General features: G+C 69.3%; 18 protein-coding genes and 2 pseudogenes. 5 read left to right on the top strand and 15 right to left on the bottom strand.

The genetic code is table 11. From position 1 onward, the window contains the following. Positions 1 to 8: 8 nt before the first annotated feature. The 9 genes and pseudogenes from KHN96_RS02310 to KHN96_RS02270 all read right to left on the bottom strand — a co-directional run bounded on the left by KHN96_RS02310 (position 9) and on the right by KHN96_RS02270 (position 9,343). Positions 9 to 662, bottom strand: a complete 654-nt coding sequence (locus tag KHN96_RS02310) for a methionine ABC transporter permease (protein ID WP_045219319.1) — start codon at positions 660 to 662, stop codon at positions 9 to 11. Beyond that, positions 643 to 1,788 (bottom strand): methionine ABC transporter ATP-binding protein, encoded by a 1,146-nt coding sequence (locus KHN96_RS02305; RefSeq protein ID WP_045219321.1) that lies wholly within the window; start codon positions 1,786 to 1,788, stop codon positions 643 to 645. Before KHN96_RS02305 ends, KHN96_RS02310 begins: the two co-directional genes overlap by 20 nt. 4 nt (positions 1,789 to 1,792) lie before the next feature. Further along, the gene (locus tag KHN96_RS02300) at positions 1,793 to 2,608 is read right to left on the bottom strand and encodes a MetQ/NlpA family ABC transporter substrate-binding protein (RefSeq protein WP_062738726.1); all 816 of its coding nucleotides are present in this window, start codon (positions 2,606 to 2,608) and stop codon (positions 1,793 to 1,795) included. A 30-nt stretch (positions 2,609 to 2,638) separates the two neighbouring features. Continuing rightward, entirely contained in the window at positions 2,639 to 3,994 is a 1,356-nt protein-coding gene (locus KHN96_RS02295; RefSeq protein ID WP_062738727.1) for an LLM class flavin-dependent oxidoreductase, read from the bottom strand. After that, positions 3,994 to 5,244 (bottom strand): annotated as a pseudogene (locus KHN96_RS02290) (SfnB family sulfur acquisition oxidoreductase). Before KHN96_RS02290 ends, KHN96_RS02295 begins: the two are co-directional and overlap by 1 nt. A 1-nt stretch (position 5,245) precedes the next feature. Beyond that, positions 5,246 to 6,517: an SfnB family sulfur acquisition oxidoreductase gene (locus KHN96_RS02285; RefSeq protein ID WP_062738729.1), complete on the bottom strand. Its 1,272-nt coding sequence runs from the start codon at positions 6,515 to 6,517 to the stop codon at positions 5,246 to 5,248. Positions 6,518 to 6,664: 147 nt separating this feature from the next. Then, on the bottom strand, positions 6,665 to 7,228 hold the full coding sequence (gene msuE / locus KHN96_RS02280) for an FMN reductase (protein ID WP_062738730.1): 564 nt from the start codon (positions 7,226 to 7,228) through the stop codon (positions 6,665 to 6,667). Positions 7,229 to 7,509: 281 nt separating this feature from the next. Continuing rightward, positions 7,510 to 8,028 carry a putative Ig domain-containing protein gene (locus KHN96_RS02275; protein ID WP_158656335.1) on the bottom strand — a complete coding sequence of 173 codons (519 nt, stop codon included), beginning with the start codon at positions 8,026 to 8,028 and terminating at the stop codon, positions 7,510 to 7,512. A gap of 406 nt (positions 8,029 to 8,434) precedes the next feature. Further along, a complete protein-coding gene (locus KHN96_RS02270; RefSeq protein WP_062738731.1) occupies positions 8,435 to 9,343 on the bottom strand; it encodes an MASE4 domain-containing protein in 909 nt (302 codons plus the stop codon). 245 nt (positions 9,344 to 9,588) lie between these two features. On the opposite strand from KHN96_RS02270, the gene KHN96_RS02265 reads away from it, so the two are divergent. Then, positions 9,589 to 10,401 (top strand): enoyl-CoA hydratase, encoded by an 813-nt coding sequence (locus tag KHN96_RS02265; protein ID WP_045219338.1) that lies wholly within the window; start codon positions 9,589 to 9,591, stop codon positions 10,399 to 10,401. 80 nt (positions 10,402 to 10,481) lie between these two features. Then, a pseudogene (locus tag KHN96_RS02260) lies at positions 10,482 to 10,697 on the top strand (ATP-binding protein); the annotation flags it as partial. A 28-nt stretch (positions 10,698 to 10,725) separates the two neighbouring features. Here the strand turns inward: KHN96_RS02260 and KHN96_RS02255 are convergent. The 4 genes from KHN96_RS02255 to KHN96_RS02240 form a co-directional block, all read right to left on the bottom strand. Continuing rightward, on the bottom strand, positions 10,726 to 11,601 hold the full coding sequence (locus KHN96_RS02255; RefSeq protein WP_062738732.1) for a DUF72 domain-containing protein: 876 nt from the start codon (positions 11,599 to 11,601) through the stop codon (positions 10,726 to 10,728). Continuing rightward, positions 11,598 to 12,518, bottom strand: coding sequence for an SIR2 family protein (locus tag KHN96_RS02250; protein WP_062738733.1), 921 nt, complete (start codon positions 12,516 to 12,518; stop codon positions 11,598 to 11,600). The genes KHN96_RS02255 and KHN96_RS02250 overlap by 4 nt, the downstream gene beginning before the upstream one ends. A 4-nt stretch (positions 12,519 to 12,522) precedes the next feature. After that, positions 12,523 to 12,681 carry a hypothetical protein gene (locus tag KHN96_RS02245; protein ID WP_157774023.1) on the bottom strand — a complete coding sequence of 53 codons (159 nt, stop codon included), beginning with the start codon at positions 12,679 to 12,681 and terminating at the stop codon, positions 12,523 to 12,525. Positions 12,682 to 12,791: 110 nt separating this feature from the next. Continuing rightward, the gene (locus tag KHN96_RS02240) at positions 12,792 to 13,727 is read right to left on the bottom strand and encodes a GlxA family transcriptional regulator (RefSeq protein ID WP_045219346.1); all 936 of its coding nucleotides are present in this window, start codon (positions 13,725 to 13,727) and stop codon (positions 12,792 to 12,794) included. A 93-nt stretch (positions 13,728 to 13,820) separates the two neighbouring features. Between KHN96_RS02240 and KHN96_RS02235 the strand changes: the two genes are divergently transcribed. After that, positions 13,821 to 14,585, top strand: a complete 765-nt coding sequence (locus KHN96_RS02235; protein ID WP_082062913.1) for a DJ-1/PfpI family protein — start codon at positions 13,821 to 13,823, stop codon at positions 14,583 to 14,585. Next, entirely contained in the window at positions 14,582 to 15,373 is a 792-nt protein-coding gene (locus tag KHN96_RS02230; protein ID WP_062738734.1) for a 5'-methylthioadenosine/adenosylhomocysteine nucleosidase, read from the top strand. Before KHN96_RS02235 ends, KHN96_RS02230 begins: the two co-directional genes overlap by 4 nt. A 15-nt stretch (positions 15,374 to 15,388) precedes the next feature. On the opposite strand, the gene KHN96_RS02225 is transcribed toward KHN96_RS02230, so the two are convergent. Together KHN96_RS02225 and KHN96_RS02220 are read right to left on the bottom strand one after the other, a co-directional pair. Further along, complete coding sequence (locus KHN96_RS02225; RefSeq protein ID WP_045219350.1) at positions 15,389 to 15,844, bottom strand: lysozyme inhibitor LprI family protein; 456 nt, start codon at positions 15,842 to 15,844, stop codon at positions 15,389 to 15,391. Between the two features lie 72 nt (positions 15,845 to 15,916). Beyond that, the gene (locus tag KHN96_RS02220) at positions 15,917 to 16,519 is read right to left on the bottom strand and encodes a DJ-1/PfpI family protein (RefSeq protein WP_062738735.1); all 603 of its coding nucleotides are present in this window, start codon (positions 16,517 to 16,519) and stop codon (positions 15,917 to 15,919) included. Positions 16,520 to 16,602: 83 nt separating this feature from the next. Here KHN96_RS02220 and KHN96_RS02215 point away from each other — a divergent pair, with 83 nt between their 5' ends. Beyond that, entirely contained in the window at positions 16,603 to 17,931 is a 1,329-nt protein-coding gene (locus KHN96_RS02215; RefSeq protein ID WP_062738736.1) for an aminotransferase-like domain-containing protein, read from the top strand. Positions 17,932 to 17,965 lie beyond the last annotated feature (34 nt).

Genomic DNA, 17,965 nt, shown 5'->3' with positions numbered 1-17,965 from the left:
CGTTGCCGTCATCGGGCCTTCAGCCGCCGCACCGACCGGTCGCCGACCCACTGCACGAGGCTGACCAGCCCGATGAGCAGCACGATGACCACCGCCATGACGGTCGTGTCGAACCGCTGGTAGCCGTAGCGGATGGCGATGTCGCCCAGGCCGCCGGCGCCCACGGCACCCGCCATGGCCGACGCCCCGATCAGCGAGACGATGGTCAGCGTGAAGCCGCCGATGATGCCGGGCAGCGCCTCGGGCAGCAGCACGTGCCAGACGATGTGGCGGCGCGTGCAGCCCATGGCCTGCGCGGCTTCCACCAGCCCGCGGTCCACCTCGCGCAGGCTGATCTCGGCAATGCGCGCGAAGAACGGCGTGGCGCTGATCGACAGCGGCACCACCGCTGCCCACACGCCGATGGTGGCGCCGACCACGAGCCGCGTGAACGGCAGCAGCGCGACGAGCAGGATGATGAACGGCGTGGCCCGGAAGCCGTTGATGACGGCACCCAGCACGCGGTGCACGCGCGGTGATTCCAGCGCGCTGCCCGGCGCCGTGAGCACCAGGATCAGCGCCAGCGGGATGCCCGCCAGCACGGCGATCAGTGCAGACGCCGACACCATCGTCAACGTGTCGAGCAGGCCCTGCCAGATGCGGTCAATCGTGAGCGGCGACATAGCCAAGGCTCCGGGTGTGTTGGGACAGCTGCAACGCGACGAGCGCGTCGTGCGACAGCGTGCTGCCCGCTGCGGCGACGAGCAGGCGCCCCTGCGTGCGGCCCTGGATGCGGTCGAGATCCGCCCGCAGCAGGCGGGTGGGATGGCGCAGCGCCTGGGCGATGTGCGCGAGGTCCGGCACGGGCGCCACGCCGGTGTAGGCGAGTTCGATCAGCTGCTCGAACGGCGCGCGGGCAGGCGGCGCGGGCTCCAGGCGCAAGGCCACGTCTTCGGGCAGGCCGCCGCGCAGCGGTGCGAGCAGGGCGCGCGTGGCGTCGTGCTGCGGATCGCCGAACACGCGCCACACGGGGCCCTGCTCGGCAATGCGGCCCGCTTCGAGCACCAGCACGTTGTCGCAGATATCGCGGATCACGCCCATCTCGTGCGTGATGAGCACGATGGTCAGGCCCAGGCGCCGGTTGATGTCGCGCAGCAGGGCAAGGATGGCGTCGGTGGTTTCCGGATCGAGCGCGGAGGTCGCCTCGTCGCACAGCAGGATCTCCGGCCGATGCACGAGCGCACGGGCGATGCCCACACGCTGCTTCTGCCCGCCCGACAGGCGCCCCGGATACACATGCTGCTTGCCCTCCAGCCCCACGAGCGTCAGCAGGGTGTCCACGCGCTCGGCGATTTCCGCTGGCGGCACGCCCGCAACCCTCAGCGGCAGCGCGACGTTTTCCCACACGGTCTTGGCCGAGAGCAGGTTGAAGTGCTGGAAGATCATGCCGATGCGCCGGCGCAGCGCCACCAGCGCGGCGGTGCCGAGCGTCCCGACGTCCACGCCGTCGACCAGCACCTGGCCGCTGGTCGGCTTCTCCAGCCCGTTGATGGTGCGCAGCAGGCTCGACTTGCCGGCGCCGCTGCGGCCGATGATGCCGAAGATGCCCCCGGCCGGAATGTCGAGGTCGATGCCTTGCAGCGCATGCACGTCACCGGCGGCTGCGCGGTACGTTTTGCCGACGTTGCGAAAGCGGATCGTGCCGGCACCCGGCGCAGCGATGGCTGCGTCGGCGTGCCGCGCGTGCGCCGCGGGGTCGGCCGGGGCGCCCGGCCAGGCGTGTGCGGGGTTGGAAGCGAGCGTGGTCATGGCATCACCGTTTGACCCAGGGCAGGGTGAAGAGCTTGTCGTCGTTGGCGTAGGACGTGCGCACCTGCTGGCGTACCGCGGGCGAGTCCTGGTACAGCTTGATGAAGCGCGCAATGCGCGGGTCGTTGGCGTTGTCGTTGCGCGCGACGAAGCGGATGGCGAAGTACTCGTCGTCGATGCCGGAATACAGCAGGCCGGCGCTCGCCACTTCCGGCTTGCCGGCGTTGACGAAGTGCGCGGGATAGCCCTGGGCGAGATCCACGTCGTCCAGCGCGCGCACGAGCTGCGGCCCTTCGATCTCGACGAACTTCAGCTTCTTCGGGTTGGCGATCACGTCGTTGAGCGTGCCGCGCGCCCCGACGCCGTCGCGCAGCTTGATGAGGCCGGCCTTCTGCAGCAACAGCAGCCCGCGGCCCTGATTGACGGGGTCGTTGGCGACGGCCACGCGCGCCCCGTCCTTCAGGTCGGACAGGCGCTTGATCTTGCTCGAATACAGGCCGATGTTGCCGAGCACGCCAATGCCCACGCTCTTGAACGCATAGCCGCGTTCCTTGATGGCGTTGTCCAGGAAGGCCTGGTGCTGGAAGTAATTGAGATCGAGATCGCCGGAGGCGAGTGCGACGTTGGGCGTGGTCCAGTCGGTCAGTTCGACGACCTTCACATCGAGCCCCTGCTTGCGCGCCTCGGCGGCGGCCACTTCAACGGAATCGGCAAGCGCCCCGGGCGTGACCCCGATGCGCAGCGGCGCGGCATGCGCGGCGGACATCAGCACCGGAACGAGGGCGGCAAACAGGATAGGGAGCAGGCGCGAGAGCTTCATGGTCGGTTGGGATGTGTCGGAAGAAGGCGGTCAGAGGTGGCGGAATCCGGCGGCGGCGTGGCGTGCGGGCAGGCGGTCTCCTTCGGCAAAGAGCTTGTGGCGCAGCGTTCCTTCGCCATACGCGGTCTTGTAGCGGCCCCGCTCCTGCAGCACCGGCACCACGAGGTCGACGAAATCCTCATAACTCTCGGGCACCACGGTGCGGCTCAGGTTGAAGCCGTCGATGCCCGTCTCGTCGATCCATTCGATGAGCGTGTCGGCCACCTGCCCCGGGTCGCCGACGATGGCGGGGTAGCGTCCGCCGAGCTCGAACAGCTCGAGCAGCTTGCGGCGCGTCCAGCCATGCCGGGCGGCGGTGGTGGTGGCCGATTCGATGGCGTTGCCGCCGCCGTAGTCGATGGGGTCGTCCAGGCCGTGGCGCGAGAAATCGACACCGGTGCTGGCGGCAAAGTGCGCAAGGCCGGCTTCACGGCTGGCGTAGGCGCGGTAGTCCGCATGCTTGGCATGGGCTTCGGCCTCGGTGCGTCCGGTGACCACGGCGGCGCCCATGAAGACCTTGATGTCGTCGGGGCGCCGGCCGGCCGCCAAGAGCTGCTCGCGCAGCGCGGCCACGGTCTGGCGCGCGGCTTCCTTGTTCGGCGGTGAGATGAACACGCACTCGGCATGGCGCGCGGCAAACCGCTGCCCGCGGCCCGAGCTGCCTGCCTGGAACAGCACCGGCGTGCGCTGCGGCGACGGCTCAGCGAGGTGATAGCCGTCCACCTTGTAGTAGCGGCCGCTGTGCTGGACCTTGCGCACCCTGGCCGGATCGGCAAACACGCGGGCGGCCTTGTCCCGCCGCACGGCGTCGTCGTCCCAGCTGCCTTCCCAGAGCTTGTAGAGCACCTCGAGGTATTCGTCGGCGCGGTCGTAGCGTTCGTCGTGGGCAAACTGTTTGTCGAGGCCCATGGCGCGGGCTGCGCTGTCCAGGTAGCCGGTGACGATGTTCCAGCCGATGCGCCCGCGCGTGAGGTGGTCCAGCGTCGAGAAACGCCGGGCAAGCAGGTAAGGCGGCTCGTACGTCAGGTTGACAGTGACGCCAAAGCCCAGATGCTGCGTCACGGCCGCCATGGCCGATACCAGCAGCAGCGGATCGTTGACCGGCAACTGGATCGATTCCTGCAGCGTGACATCGACATTGCCGCGATAGACGTCATACACGCCCACGATGTCGGCGATGAACAGCCCGTCGAACAGGCCGCGTTCGAGCGTGCGGGCCTGGTCGGTCCAGTATTCCAGCGTGTTGTAGTCGGCCGAGCGGTCGCGCGGGTGCGTCCACAGGCCGTGGTTGATGTGCCCGACGCAGTTCATGTTGAACGCGTTGAGCAGGATGCGCTTGCCCGCCATCAGATTGCTCCGTGCCGCGGCGGGAGCGTGTGGTTGAGGTGGAAGTTGCCGACCGCGTGGTACTTCCATCGCACGGGGTCGTGCAGCGTGTGCGTGCGCGCGTTGCGCCAGAAGCGGTCCAGCCCGCGGTGGTCAAGCGTGGCCGACGTGCCGCCGAGTTCGAACAGGCGCGTGCCCGCCAGCAGCGATGCCGTGGTGGTCAGCGCCCGGGCGGCCGCCACCGCGACCGACGCCTCGGCCACCGTGCGTTCATCGGGCGCCTGCTGCGCGGCATCGGTGATGCGGCCGGCGCGGCGCACGAGGGCCTCGGCGGCCCGCAGGCGCACGTGCACTTCGCCGAGGTGATGCAGCGTCAGCGGGTCGTCGGTGGCGCGCTCCACGCGGGCGTCGATCCAGGGCCGCGCATGGTCGCGCAGGAACGGCAGCGTCGCGGCCAGCGCACCGCGCCCGATACCGAGGTCGATGGCCGCGTGCATGAGCTGCGCGACCGGCCCGATGGTCGTCGGCCGCTCGAACGAGGCGAGGAAGGGGACGACCCATTCCGCCTCCACCCGCACGTTGTCGAAGCTGACCGAACCGCTGCCGGTGACGCGCTGGCCGAAGCCGTCCCAGTCGTCGGTCACGGTCACGCCGGCGGCCGCTCGTGGCACGAAGGCCAGCCACGTGACCTCCCGGCCCGCATCCTCGGCCACCACCAGGGTGGGGATCCAGTGCGCATACAGCGCGCCGGTGCAGTAGAACTTCTTGCCGTCGATGCGAAAGCCGTCGCCGTCCTGGGTGAGGCGCGTGCGCCGGCGGAAATCCTTGTGGCCGATCTCGGCCAGCGCATTGCCGAAGCGCTCACCGGCCAGCGCCCGCGCATAGAAGAACGCCTTCTGCGCCGCGGTGCCGCCCACGCGCAGCACTTCCAGCGCGTAGAAGTGGTTCTACGGAATCTGCCCCAGCGAGCCGTCGGCCGCGGCGATGATGGCGATCACCTCGGCCAGCGTGGTGTTGGACACGCCGGCGCCGCCGTACTCGCGCGGCACGGTGATGCCCCACAGGCCGCTGGCGCTGAACGCTTCCAGTTCGGCCCATGGCAGGCGGCGCTCGCGGTCGCGCAACGCGGCGTCGGGTGCGAAAACGGCCGCGAGCCGGTGGGCGATCTCGATGGCCTCGGCATCGTCGCGCACTACGTGCGGGGTTTGCTGCGGGGCAGGGGCCGGCGGCACGCGGCCGTCCTCGGGTGGCGGGGTGAAAAGCAGTGACATGTCAGTTCCAGGAGTGCCGGGGCGGGAAGGCCTGGTTGAGCTGGTAGTTGCCGATCAGGTGCAGCTTCCAGCGCACGGGGTCGTGCAGCGTGTGGGTGCGTGCGTTGCGCCAGTGGCGGTCGAGGTTGTGCCGGGCGCGCGTGGCGGAGGAGCCCGCGAGTTCGAACAGCTTTTCGCTGGCCTGCAGCGCCACCTCGGTGGTCAGCACCTTGGCTTCGGCCACGGCAACGGAGGCGCGGGCGCTGCCGGCATCGGTGATGGGCTGCGCGGCGATGGCATCGAGCGTTTGCGCGGCTTCCTGCAGGACGGCGCGCGCGGCTTCGATGTCGATGGCCAGACGGCCGACGTCGGCAATGATGTACGGGTCGTCGGCGGCGCGTTCGACCTTGGCGTCTGTCCACGGCCGCGCATGTTCGCGCACGAACGCCAGCGTGTCGTCAAACGCGGCCTGTGCAATGCCAAGGTCGATGGCGGCCTGGATCAGCTGCGAATTCGGACCGTACAGGCTGGGCCGCGCGGCGAGCTGCCAGATGGGCAGCACGTCGTCTTCGGAGACGGCCACGTTGTCGAAGATGACGGTGCCGCTGGCGGTGGTCCGCTGGCCGAACGAAGACCAGTCGTCCACCACCGTCAGGCCGGCGGCATTGCGCGGCACCCACACCTGCACGGCGCGGCCTTCATCGTCGAGCGCGCGCGTGGGCACGCGGTGCGCAAACAACGCGCCGGTCGAGTAATACCGCGTGCCGCTCAGCCGCAGCCCTTGCGGCGTGCGGCGCAGGCGCGTGGTGCCCTCGAGGATGGTGCGGCTGGCAGCGGAACGCCGCTCGGGGCCGGCGTTGCCGAGGCGCTGCCCGGCCAGGACTTCGGCGTAAAAACGACGCTTCTGGTCCTCCGAGCCGGCTTCACGCAGCACGCCCAGCAGGCCGAAGTGGTTCTGCGGGATCTGGCCCAGCGACGCATCGGCTGCGCTCAGAATGGCGAACACCTCGGCCAGCGTCGCGTACGACACCTCGGCGCCGCCGTAGGCTTTCGGCACCGTTATGCCGCCCAGGCCGCTGGCTGACCAGCGGTCCAGTTCGTCCCAGGGCAGCCGGCGCTCCCGGTCGCGGGCGGAAGCGCCCTGGCGGAATTCGCCGGCGAGCGCATGGGCTGCATCGATGGCCTCGGCGGCGTCGCGCAGGCGGCGCACCTTGGCGGGGTCGGGCAGTGCGGGCTCGCGTGCCGGCACGTCGGTCGGCGGGCGCAAGGCTTGCACGTCAGATAGGTTGGTCATGGCAAGTCAGCAAGGTAGGCGGGGCGCGCGGCGTGCGCGCCGCATGCGCCGGAAACGCATCGGCCCGCCGGCACGCCGGGATGCCGGCTGCCGTCCGGATGGGCGCAGGCGGAATGGGCCCGCACCCGTTGCCAAGGCGATGCGCCGCTAGGCGGCTTTCAGGGTCACGCGGCGGTGCGCGGCAAAGTGCGATGCAGCGCGGTCTGCCGCGAGCCGGATGCGGTCTTGCAGCGCGGGGCTGCGCACGGCGTAGCCGTCAAAGTCTGCGGTGGCCGCATACACGCCGATCGGCAGCGTCAGTGCCTGCAGGAAACTGAACAGCGGCCGCAGGTGATGTTCGAGCACGAGCGCATGGCGGTCGCTGCCCCCGGTGGCGGCGAGCAGCACGGGCTTGTCGACGAGTGCCTCCTGGCCCACCAAGTCGAACACGTGCTTGAAGTGCCCCGGATACGCCCCGCGATACACCGGCGACGCCGCAATCAGCAGGTCCGCACCTTCCACGGCCTGCAGCTCGGCTTCGATTTCCGGCGGCAGTTCCGTGCGCCAGAGCGCGGAGCCCAGCGGGCGCGCAATGTCGACGAGGTTGACGATGTGCGCGTCGACGTGAAGCCGTGCCTCGAGCTCGGCGATCAGCGCGCGTACCAGCGCGAATGTGCGCGACGGCTGTTGTGTGCTGCCATTGACGGCAACGATCTTCAGGGGGGTGGACACGACTCGGCTCCCGAAATGCGATGGCACTTTCGCTGTTGCGCAGATGCGAAGAGCGAAAGACGGTGATCAAACGATACCGTGGCGCAGCAGCCGAATGAACGACGCGTTTTTTCTATCCATAGGCAAACGGTCTGCATAAGCATCTATGCAACCGTTCGTTGGTTGAGGCCGTTGTGGTGACGCTGCGGGGGTGCCACCTGCCGGCGACGCGCCGGGCCGGGAAGAAGGGAGTGATGGCAGGGATGAGACGTTGTGCCGTCCGATTGCGGCACAGCGAGCTGTTACATCGATACGTTGACCCCGACATACGGGTCCGAAAAGGTGTAGACCACGCCCTGGAACGTGATGTACTGCGTGACCGTGGTGTACCCATAGTTCCCGGCGGTCGTGGGCGTGCCGGTGATTCTTCCCGTGGCGCTGTCGAACGACATGCCCGGCGGCAGGGCTGCGGCGTTGCTGATGGTGTACGCCTCGCCGAACGGCTTGCTGGTGGATGGCCGCGACGGTGCAAGGGTCGAGGACTTTCCGACGCTGGTGTAGTTGTCGCCGAAGTACCGGAGCGTGTAGTTGGCGACTTGGATGGGGCAGGTCGTGTCCAGAGAGCCCGAGTAGCCAGAGACCGTCAGGCGGATCGTCACGTTGTACATGCCGGCAGATGCCGTGACGGTGCCGCTGATGTCCCCCGTATCGCCGTTGAGTGTCAGGCCCGCCGGCAATTGGCCAGAAACGATCGAGAAATGCGGGGTGTTGCCGTTGAGGCCCTGCACCGTCGCCTTGGCGCTGTAGTCAGTGAAAGTCATGGGGATCGTGCCGCCCGGCATGCTGCATCCATAGGCGACATGCAAATCGCCGCTGCTGACGGCGCCATCGCCACCTCCGCAAGCAGTCACCATGGCGCTTAAGCCGAGCGCCAACGCGGTCCTTTCGATCTTTTTCTGCATGTGTTTTGTCGGATGTGTTGTCTGCGCATTTGCCCGCGCTGAATCCCGTTCAGTTGGGGCATCCGCATCCCCCCTGGGTGCGGCGCATGCTCGGAAAGCATGCGGCGCTCGATACTAAGAGAAGGGTTGTCGCGCGGACAAGACGCCCGAGGGAGGGGTAGCTCTCTGGTGCGCCGTCGCGGCGTCGTGCGAGTTGCGTGCCCGCTTGGGCGAAGAAGCTGATGCGCCTCCGGCAGGACGCTGGGCCGGCGCCCTGAACAGCGCCTCAGCCGCGCCCGTCTTGCCGATCATCCGCCGCCAGCCGCCTCAGTTCCGTCCGGGCAGCCGTCAGGCGGGAATACAACACGGTGTTCTCAATCAGCAGCAGCAAGAGCACGAAGCTCGCACCCATCAGGCCGAACACGCGGCCGGCGTAGAAGCCCAGGTCATACCGCCCGCCGTTGAAGACGGTGCTGAGCGCCACGTCGCAGATCCACACGCACAGCACCACCATCAGCCAGACGTCGAGCGTGAGGTGCGGGCGGCTGCGCCAGAGCACGGCCAGCGCCAGCATGCAGCAGCACCAGGTGGCGCCCGACACGATGGCCATGGTGGGGGTGTAGCGGTGGGCGGCCATGATGGCGGGCAGCACTGGCTCGCCGGCGGTGGCAAGCGCCACGCAGGCGGCCGATGCGCCCAGCACGGCAGCGACGGTGCCGAGCGCCGTTCTGCGCGTCAGGACATGGCCGGCAAAGCGGTCGGGTTCGCGCTCTTCGCGCGTTTTGAGCACCGCATACGCCATGACGAACAGCGGGAAGCCGGCATGCCAGAACATGTAGATCCACGCCGTGCTTTGCGGCCCTGCGCCGAGCAGGCCGCTCGCGGAAAACAGGCCCGGGAACGACAGCAGATGCCCCACCGCCGTGGCGGCCGTGAACAGGTAGCCGCAGGCGAGTGCCAGCATGGCGCGCGATCGCGTGATGGCGAACTGGCCGAACAGCAGCGCAGCGGTGATGAGGTCATTGAGGATGAGCGCCGATTCGTAAATCGGCACGAACAGCGGAAGCCGCGGCAGCTGCACCTTGGCGAACGGCAAGGCCGACACCAGCACGACCAGCGACAGCAGCGCCACGGCCTGGGCCATCCAGTACGTGCGCCGCCCGGGCGACAGGCTCAGCAGCAGGCCGCGCGGCATGTGTACCGTTTCCGATACCAAGATGGACCCCCTTTTTGCGGTGACCGTGTCACCCGTCCGGTTTGTGCGGCGCGGCACGGCGCCGCTGCCGATGTCTTATAGAACCGGTGATAGTCACCCGCGCCGCCGATGTCAACGCGAAGTGAGCGAACCTTTCATGGCGGCCACGGGCAATGCCCAAGTGCGGGGCGCCCGTGGTGGCGATAGACTGCTCTTCCCGCAGGTCATCGCCACAAGGACCGCACATGGAACGCCACCCCACCGCCTCCGCCGCTGCCACCACCACCGAGCCGCCCGTCCTGCGCGACGACCGCGACGGCGTCGTCACGCTGCGGCTGAACCGGCCGCAGCAGTTCAATGCCCTGTCCGAGGCGATGCTCGATGCGCTGCATGAGGCGCTTGCCGACATTGCCGCCGATGCCCGCGTGCGCTGCGTGGTACTCGGCGGCGAGGGCAGGGCCTTCTGCGCGGGCCATGACCTGCGCGAGATGCGCGGCACGCCTGAACTGGCGTACTACCAGGCGCTGTTTGCCCGCTGCAGCGTGGTGATGCAGGCGATCCAGGCCCTGCCGGTGCCCGTCATTGCGCGCGTGCATGGCATTGCGACGGCGGCGGGGTGCCAGCTGGTCGGCAGCTGCGACCTGGCCATCGCTTCCGAGGCGGCGCGGTTTGCGGTGTCGGGCATCAACGTGGGGCTGTTCTGCTCGACGCCTGCGGTGGCGCTGTCGCGCAACGTGCTGCCCAAGCGCGCGTTCGACATGCTGGTGACGGGTCGCTTCATTGATGCCGCCACGGCGGCGGACTGGGGCCTCGTCAACGAGGCTGTGCCCGATGCGGAGCTGGACGATGCCGTGGCCCGCAAGGTGGCGGAGATCGTCTCGAAGAGCCCGGCGGCCATCCGCTACGGCAAGGCGATGTTCTACCGCCAGCGCCAGATGCCGCTGGCCGACGCCTATGCGTACGCCGGTGACGTCATGGCCCGCAACATGATGGAAGAAGACGCCGCCGAGGGCATCGACGCCTTCCTCCAGAAGCGGCCCGCCCGTTGGAAGTCGTGAGGGCGGGCGCGCTCGTCGCGTGTCATGCCGGTCGCTGCGGCTTGCGAGTGTTGCGTGCGCCGCGACGGCGAGGCCGGGTGATGGAGGTCGGCGACCGCGGGCCGGGCATCCCCGAAGACAAGCTGGGTGCGGGGCTGCAGCCGTTCGTGCGGCTGGAGAATTCACGCAGCCGGGAGTCTGGCGGTACGGGGCTCGGGTTGGCGATTGCGCAGCAATTGGCGGAGGCGGCGGGCGGTGTGCTCAAGCTGTCCAACCGCGAGGGCGGCGGCCTGGTCGCAGCCGTGCGGCTCGGATAACGCCACGGGCGGTAGGGCAGCGTCCGCCTCACGTTGCCAGGGCCAGGCGCTCCCGCAACCGCCGCGCATCCGCGGGCGCCTGCACTTTCACGTCGTTATCGAAATAGCAGTACACGTCCCGGCCCGCGCGCCGCGGCCGCGCCGCACTGCCTGCGCGTTGTGCATCGGCCGGTTCGCGTCCGCTCGCCCACAGGTCGATGCGTTCGGCCCAGCGGTCGAGCGCCGCATCGGAATAGGCGCCGGTGTACAGCGCATCGGCGCCGTGCAGGCGCAGGTAGACGAAATCGCTCGTCACATCTTCGAGATATGGCCACTCCGCGATGGCGTGCGAGACCACCAACGCAGCACCGTGCCGGCGCAGCAGCGCGACGAACTCGGGCGTGCAGAAGCTTGCATGGCGGACTTCCACAGCATGGCGCAGCGCTTGTTGCCCGCGTGCGGCAAACCAGGGCGCCTTGACGCGCGCATCGTGCTGCCGGGCCAGGGCGCGCGCCGCGGCGGTGTCGTGCGGCAGCAGCGACAGAAAGCGCTCGAACCGCTGCGAATCAAAGCGATAGTTGGGCGGAAACTGCCACAGGAACGGCCCGAGCTTGTGTCGAAGCGCCAGCACGCCGGAGGCAAAGAAGTTGGCGATGGCCGGCACCGCCGTCTCGTCGCGAAAGCGCAGCATGTGCGTGAGGTAGCGCGGGCCCTTGACGGCAAAGACGAAGTCGTCGGGCACGGTGTCGTACCAGGCGCGCCAGCTGCCGATGGATTGCAGCGAGTAGTGCGATCCGTTGATCTCGATGGTGCTGAACTGCCGCGAGGCGTATTCGAGCTCGCGCCGCTGCGCCAGGTCTTCCGGATAGAACACGCCGCGCCAGCCGGCATAGCGCCACCCCGAGATGCCGATGCGGATCGTCATGGCGCGCGCCGCCGGCCGGGCCGCATGGCGGCACGCGCAGCCTCCACGGCGGCGCCCAGCGCCTGCAGCGCGTTCAACAGCGCGGCGTGGTCGGCCGCGGGTGCCTGATAGCGCAGCACGTGCAGGTTCAGCGCGTCTTCCAGCACGCTGGCCGTCAGGTCGGAGAACGTGTCGGCCGCCGCGACGAAGTAGTGGCGTTCCGCCTCGGGGTGCTCGGCGCCGTATGTCTCGAGCAGCGCGCGCATGTCGGAATCGTCGATGCCGCAGCCCACAAACAGGAAGGTATGCGTACGCAGCAGCGCCTCCACCAGGTCGTAGAAGGCGCGGTAGCGTGCCCGTGCACGGACGTAATCGCAGCGCGAGAAGATCAGCGAGGCCGGCTGCGTCATCGAGCCATGCGTCTTGATGATGAGGTTGCGGTCTTCGCGCACGCGCGCGGCGACGGTCGGGTCGCTGTAGTCGCACACGGCCACGGGCGGCATGCCGCGCGCCGTGGCCAGCGTTTCATACAGCGTATCGAAGTTGGGCGTGAGCGTGATGCGGAAGTCCAGCGCCAGCAACGCTTCGTGCACGGGCGCGGGCGCAAAGTCCGGCGCAACGAGCTGGCGGCGCAGCAGGGTGGTCAGCCGCCGCTGGCCGAGCGTGCGGCGCACGATCTCGGCGGCGGTGAGCACGTCGCCGCGCCCGACGAACGCGCGCACTTCCTCGGCCAGTTGCGGGCTATCCGCCGCGATGGTGTTGGCGGCCTCGCACAGCAGTTCGGCCCACGTGGGCGGGCGCCGCGAACCGTCGGCCGAACGCGCGTTGGCCGAAATGCCCGAGCCGAAGAAGAGCACCGCCCGGCGTCGGGCGATGTCTTCCACCAGCCGTGGCGGCCAGTCGATCAGCGTGGCGTTGCGGCGGCGTTTGCGCGCCATCCGCTTACTCGTGCGGCCCGTTCATGCGCGCATAGGTCTGGACGATGCTGTCATGCGGCGTGATGGCGCCCACCGGATCATCCGTCAGGTCGCGGGCGAGCGAATATGCCGTGATGACGGCCAGCGAGACCCCCACGATGGTCAGCAATTCGCGGATTGGCATGTGCGTCTCCTCTTCGATGTCTGCCGCCTCGGTCGGGCGGCGCGCATGCGCAGACGCAAGGTTCAGGCCTGCGACAGGCCAATCGCACAACGGCGCGGGTTTGGGCCGTGCTACCGGGCCCGCAATGCTGACGGCGGCATGCCCAGCAGACGCTGGAAACTGCGCCGCATGCGCTCGGTATCGCCAAAACCGCACTCCGTGGCAACGCGCTGCATCGAGGCCGCGCCGCTCTCGAGTGCCGCCCGGGCCGCTTCCACGCGCAGTTTTTCCACCGCCTTGGCGGGCGTGAGGCCGGTCTCGGCCTGGAATGCGCGGGCGAAATGGCGCGGGCTCATGCAGGCGCGGCCGGCCAGGTCGTCGACGCGGTGGGCATCGGCCAGGTTGCGGCGGACATGGTCGAGCAGCGGCTTGAAGCGGCCGCGCGCCGAGTCCATCTCGTTGAGCGCGGAGAACTGCGATTGCCCGCCGGGCCGCCGGTAATACACCACGAGCTGCCGCGCCACGGCCCGCGCCAGCCGCTCGCCCAGGTCTTCGGCGATGAGGGCGAGGGCCAGGTCGATGCCTGCGCTGATGCCGGCGCTCGTCCAGAAGCGGCCGTCGTTGACGTAGATGTGGTCGGCCTCGAGATGCACCTGCGGAAACTCGCGTGCGAACTGCGTGCTGCGACCCCAATGCGTGGTGGCGCGCCGGCCGTCCAGCAAGCCGGTGGCCGCCAGCAGCAGGCTGCCCGAGCACACGCTGGCCACACGCGCACCGCGGGCCGCGCAGCGCTGCACGAAGCGGCGCGTGCGTGCATCGGCCATGGCGGCATCCACGCCGTCGCCGCCGGCCACGAGCAGCGTATCGACCTGGCTGGCCGGGGGCAGCGGCTCGGCCGCCCAGCTTGCGCCGGAAGAACTGCGCACCAGGCCCGGCTGGGCGGCCACCGTGCGCACCGCGTAGTGGTCGTCCCGATAGCGGCTTGCGACCTCGAATGCGGCCACGGGCCCCGCGGCGTCGAGCACCTGGAAGTCGGGAAAGACCAGCACGGCAATACGATGGGTCATGGCAGAAAAAGTGGGATACACGACATTGCTGCCAACACGATAGAGCGCGATGCTACGAGGCGTCAACCACCCGAAACCCCGGAGAACCGGACCATGACCGCATCCCCGTTCATCGTTGTCTTTGCACTGTACGACCGCGTGACGCAGCTGGACTTCACCGGCCCGCACGAAGTGTTCTGGCGCCTGCCCGGCGCGCAATGCATCGTCGCCTCGGCACGCGGCGGCGAGATCCATGCCGACGGCGGCCTCACGATCTCGAACGTGCAGGGGCTGGCCGACATCGGACATGCCGATCTCATCTGCGTGCCGGGCGGCTTCGGCGTCATCGAAGCCATGGGCGACGCTGAGTTCGTGCGGCAGGTGCGCCGCCTGGCCGATGGCGCCCGCTATGTCACCTCGGTGTGCACTGGCTCGCTCGTGCTGGGTGCGGCGGGGCTGCTGCGCGGCAAGCGCGCGGCATGCCACTGGGCCTGGCGCGACCTGCTGCCCACGTTTGAAGCGACCGTCGACGAAGCCCGCGTCGTGCGCGACGGCAACCTCATCACCGGCGGCGGGGTGACGGCGGGCATCGACATGGCGCTCACCGTCATGGCCGACATTGCCGGCACCGACCACGCCCAGGCCGTGCAGCTCGGCATCGAGTACGCCCCCGCACCGCCGTTCGACTGCGGCCGCCCCGAACGTGCCGCCGCCCCGGTCCTGCACGCCGTGACGGAGCGCCTGAATCGCCTGCGCGCCGATCGCTACGCGGCCGTGCAGAAGGCGGCGCAGGCAATGTCAATGCGGGTGCCGGCCGATTGCGGCGACAATGGCGGGTTTTCGACGCCATCGCCGCACGCCGGCCCTGCCACCGCATGAACGCGCCTTCCGCCCAGCCTCACGCCAATGGCCCCATCGGCATCGTCGCCGCCCTGCACGAGGAGATCAGCGAGCTGTTGACGCTGTTGTCCGACGCGCAGCGCGTGCGCATCGGCAATCGGGACTTCTGGACGGGTGCGTTTGAGGGGCAGCCCGTGGTGGTGGTGCTCTCACGCGTCGGCAAGGTGGCGGCGGCCACCACGGCGGCGGTGCTGATCACGCATTTCGGGGTGCGGGCGGTGGTGTTTGCCGGTGTGGCCGGGGCCCTGGCACCGGGGGTGGCGGTGGGCGATGTGGTGGTGTCGTCCGAGCTGCTGCAGCACGACGTCGATGCCTCGCCGCTGTTCCCGCGCTGGGAAATTCCGCTGATGGGCGTGGCCCGCTTTGCCGCCGACGCGGCGCTGGCCGATGCCCTGCGGCAAAGCGCATGCGCGGCGCTCGCAGATCCGCATGCGCTGCTGGGGCCCGCGGTGATGCAGGCCTTTGGCATTGCGGCGCCGCAGGTGCACTCCGGCCTCATCGTCAGCGGCGATCGCTTCGTCTGCACGTCGGCCGAAAGCGCCGTGCTGCGCCATGCGTTGCCCGACACGCTGGCCGTGGAGATGGAAGGCGCCGCCGTCGCCCAGGTCTGCGACGAGTGGGGCGTGCCGTTTGCGGCCATCCGCACGATTTCCGACCGCGCGGACGACACGGCGAGCGTGGACTTTGCGCAGTTCATCGCACAGGTCGATTCGCGCTATAGCGTGGCGATCCTGCGCAACTGGCTCTCGGCGATGCACGCCGCCTGAGCACGGCCCGCAGCGTCATTGGCCCTTTGCGGCCAGGTATTTGTCCAGCGCATTCGCGCGTTCGCTCAGGCGGAAGATCGCGTTCTCGAGACGCTGCAGGTCGTTCAACGGGCTCTTGCCATAGAGCCTCGTCTCCAGGGCGGCGCTCTTGGCATGGAAGTCCTGCCACGCCTGTTGCGAGTTCACGAGCGCGTCCCTGGCGCTGCCATCGAGCTTGCCGAGCAGCGCCTTGTAGACCGTGGCCAGGCGTTCGTCCTGCGCCGCCTTCTCGGCAGACAGGCAGGCGCCGATGGCGTCGGCGTTCTCGCCCGCCTTGTCGACGCAGGCGTACATCCGCGTGGTGATGCCTTGCGGCGCGCGGCGCTTGATGCCGTTGGCCAGGCTTTCCGCCGCCAGGGCGCCGGTGCTGTGGGCCAGCACCGCCAGCGCGATGGGCAGCGCCAGCGTCTTCAATGTCGTCAGCGTGTTCAAGATGTGACTCCTGAGCAAGGCCTGCGAGGGTGAAGGGCTGGTCAGTCTATCGCCGTCGTGCCGCGCCGGGCATCAGCCAGGCAGGTGGGGTCCGAGGTGGCGCATGGCGTTGTCGACATACGCCTCTTTCTCGCCGACCGGCGCGACATAGTGCAGCGCGGCGGCGGCCGCCTCCATGCCTTCCGTGCGAGCGATCACCCACGCGGCCAGATACGGCGACGCCAAACACCCGCCCGCCGTGGCAACGTTGCCGCGGGCGTAGAACGCCTGGTTGAGCACCTCCACGCCGGCTTCCTGCACCCACGGCTTGGTGGTCAGGTCGGTGCAGGCCGGCACGCTGCCCAGCAGGCCGAGCCTGGCGAGCACCAACGTGCCCGAGCACTGCGCGCCGATCAGCTGGCGGGCGGGATCGAGCCCCAGACGCGCCATCAACGCCGCATCGGCCACCACCTCGCGCGTGCGGACGCCGCTGCCCACCAGCACGGCGTCGGCGGTGCGCGCCTCTTCGAGCATCGACTGCGCGCGCACGGTCACGCCGTTCATCGACGTGACTTCCGCCTGCGGGCAGCACAGGCTCACGTGCCAGCCCGGCTTCCGGATGCGGTTGAGCACGCCCAGGGCGATGAGCGAATCGAGTTCGTTGAACCCGTCGAAAGTCAGGATGGCGATGTGCATGGCGAAGCAGCGCAGGGTTGGGGGTTTGAGCATGCTAGGGGCTGCCGGCAATACAATCAAAAAATTGTCCTGAGTACACTGCCATGACCCAAACCCGTTATCAGCCGCTGGTGGAACGGCTCGCCGAGCAGATCCGCAGCGGCCGACTGCCGCCGGGCACGCGCCTGCCCACACACCGGCAACTTGCCCAGCGGCATGGCGTGGCGCTGGTCACGGCCACGCGTGTATATGCCGAGCTCGAAGCGATGGGGCTGGTGAGCGGCGAAGTCGGACGGGGCACCTTCGTGCGCGAGAACACGCTGCCGCGCGGTCTGGGCATCGACCAGCAGGCCGTGGCCGCCGGCGTGGTCGACCTGAACTTCAACTACCCGTCGGTGCCCGGGCAGGCCCGGCTGCTGAGCCGCGCATTGCGCGACCTGGCGGCCAGCGGCGATCTGGAGGCGCTGCTGCGCTACGCACCGCACGGCGGACGCGCGCATGAGCGCGCCTGCGTGGCGCGGCATCTGGCCGGGCGCGGCCTCGCCGTGGCGGCCGAGCAGGTGCTGATCGTGGACGGCGCGCAGCACGGCCTGGCGGTCGCGGCCATGGGTCTGCTCAAACCCGGCGACGTGGTCGCCGTCGATGCGCTGACGTATCCCGGCTTCAAGGTCCTTGCGCAGATGCTGCATCTGGAGCTCGCGCCGCTTCCTGCGGCCGGGCAGGGGCTCGACCCCGATGCGCTGGAGCGGCTATGCGCGCGTCGCCGCGTGCGGGCCGTCTACGTCATGCCCACGCTGCACAACCCGCTCGGCTGGGTGAGCGGCCTGGGCTGGCGCCGCCGCCTCGCGGCCAGCGTGCGCCGGCATGGGTTGATTGCGATTGAAGATGCCGCCTACGCATTCCTTGCCGGCGACGCGCCGGCGCCGCTGGCCGCGCTGGCGCCCGAATCGACGGTGTACGTGTCCGGCCTGTCGAAGAGCGTGGCCACGGGGCTGCGTTTGGGGTGGATGGCGGCGCCGGCCGCGTGGGTGCCGTCGCTCGAGCGGGCCATCCGGGCCACGACGTGGAATACGCCGGCCATCGTGACGAACCTCGCGTGCGCCTGGCTCCAAGACGGCACGGTCGCCCGCCTCGAGGCCGACAAGCGCCGGGACGCCGCCGCGCGCCAGGCGCTGGCCCGCAAGGCGCTGGCGGGGCTGACGCTGGTTGCGCATCCGGTGTCGTATTTCGTCTGGCTTGCCCTGCCGCCCGAAGTGCGCGCCGATCGCGTGGCGGCGTGCCTGCAGGAAGACGGCATTTCGGTCTCCACCGCCGAGCCCTTTGCGACGTCCAAGCCGGTGCCGCATGCGTTGCGGCTGGCGCTGGGCTCGGTCGCCCCGCAGCGGCTGGAGGCTGCCCTGCAGACCGTGAGGCAGCGCGTGCTTGAACAGTAATACCGATGAGGGCCATGCCAAACGGCGTGAGCTT

Origin of the sequence: Ralstonia mannitolilytica, from assembly GCF_905397375.1 — a bacterium.
Classification (GTDB): domain Bacteria; phylum Pseudomonadota; class Gammaproteobacteria; order Burkholderiales; family Burkholderiaceae; genus Ralstonia; species Ralstonia mannitolilytica.
Note: the sequence above shows the minus strand (reverse complement) of the source record. Positions and strands in the feature narration are given on the sequence as shown.

Excerpts from the sequence above, each read along its gene's own strand:
- KHN96_RS02310 (WP_045219319.1), bottom strand. The coding sequence starts at position 662 with ATGTCGCCGCTCACGATTGACCGCATCTGGCAGGGCCTGCTCGACACG.
- KHN96_RS02305 (WP_045219321.1), bottom strand. The coding sequence starts at position 1,788 with ATGACCACGCTCGCTTCCAACCCCGCACACGCCTGGCCGGGCGCCCCG.
- KHN96_RS02300 (WP_062738726.1), bottom strand. The coding sequence starts at position 2,608 with ATGAAGCTCTCGCGCCTGCTCCCTATCCTGTTTGCCGCCCTCGTTCCG.
- KHN96_RS02295 (WP_062738727.1), bottom strand. The coding sequence starts at position 3,994 with ATGGCGGGCAAGCGCATCCTGCTCAACGCGTTCAACATGAACTGCGTC.
- KHN96_RS02285 (WP_062738729.1), bottom strand. The coding sequence starts at position 6,517 with ATGACCAACCTATCTGACGTGCAAGCCTTGCGCCCGCCGACCGACGTG.
- KHN96_RS02275 (WP_158656335.1), bottom strand. The coding sequence starts at position 8,028 with ATGACTTTCACTGACTACAGCGCCAAGGCGACGGTGCAGGGCCTCAAC.
- KHN96_RS02270 (WP_062738731.1), bottom strand. The coding sequence starts at position 9,343 with ATGCCGCGCGGCCTGCTGCTGAGCCTGTCGCCCGGGCGGCGCACGTAC.
- KHN96_RS02265 (WP_045219338.1), top strand. The coding sequence starts at position 9,589 with ATGGAACGCCACCCCACCGCCTCCGCCGCTGCCACCACCACCGAGCCG.
- KHN96_RS02255 (WP_062738732.1), bottom strand. The coding sequence starts at position 11,601 with ATGACGATCCGCATCGGCATCTCGGGGTGGCGCTATGCCGGCTGGCGC.
- KHN96_RS02250 (WP_062738733.1), bottom strand. The coding sequence starts at position 12,518 with ATGGCGCGCAAACGCCGCCGCAACGCCACGCTGATCGACTGGCCGCCA.
- KHN96_RS02245 (WP_157774023.1), bottom strand. The coding sequence starts at position 12,681 with ATGCCAATCCGCGAATTGCTGACCATCGTGGGGGTCTCGCTGGCCGTC.
- KHN96_RS02240 (WP_045219346.1), bottom strand. The coding sequence starts at position 13,727 with ATGACCCATCGTATTGCCGTGCTGGTCTTTCCCGACTTCCAGGTGCTC.
- KHN96_RS02235 (WP_082062913.1), top strand. The coding sequence starts at position 13,821 with ATGACCGCATCCCCGTTCATCGTTGTCTTTGCACTGTACGACCGCGTG.
- KHN96_RS02230 (WP_062738734.1), top strand. The coding sequence starts at position 14,582 with ATGAACGCGCCTTCCGCCCAGCCTCACGCCAATGGCCCCATCGGCATC.
- KHN96_RS02220 (WP_062738735.1), bottom strand. The coding sequence starts at position 16,519 with ATGCACATCGCCATCCTGACTTTCGACGGGTTCAACGAACTCGATTCG.
- KHN96_RS02215 (WP_062738736.1), top strand. The coding sequence starts at position 16,603 with ATGACCCAAACCCGTTATCAGCCGCTGGTGGAACGGCTCGCCGAGCAG.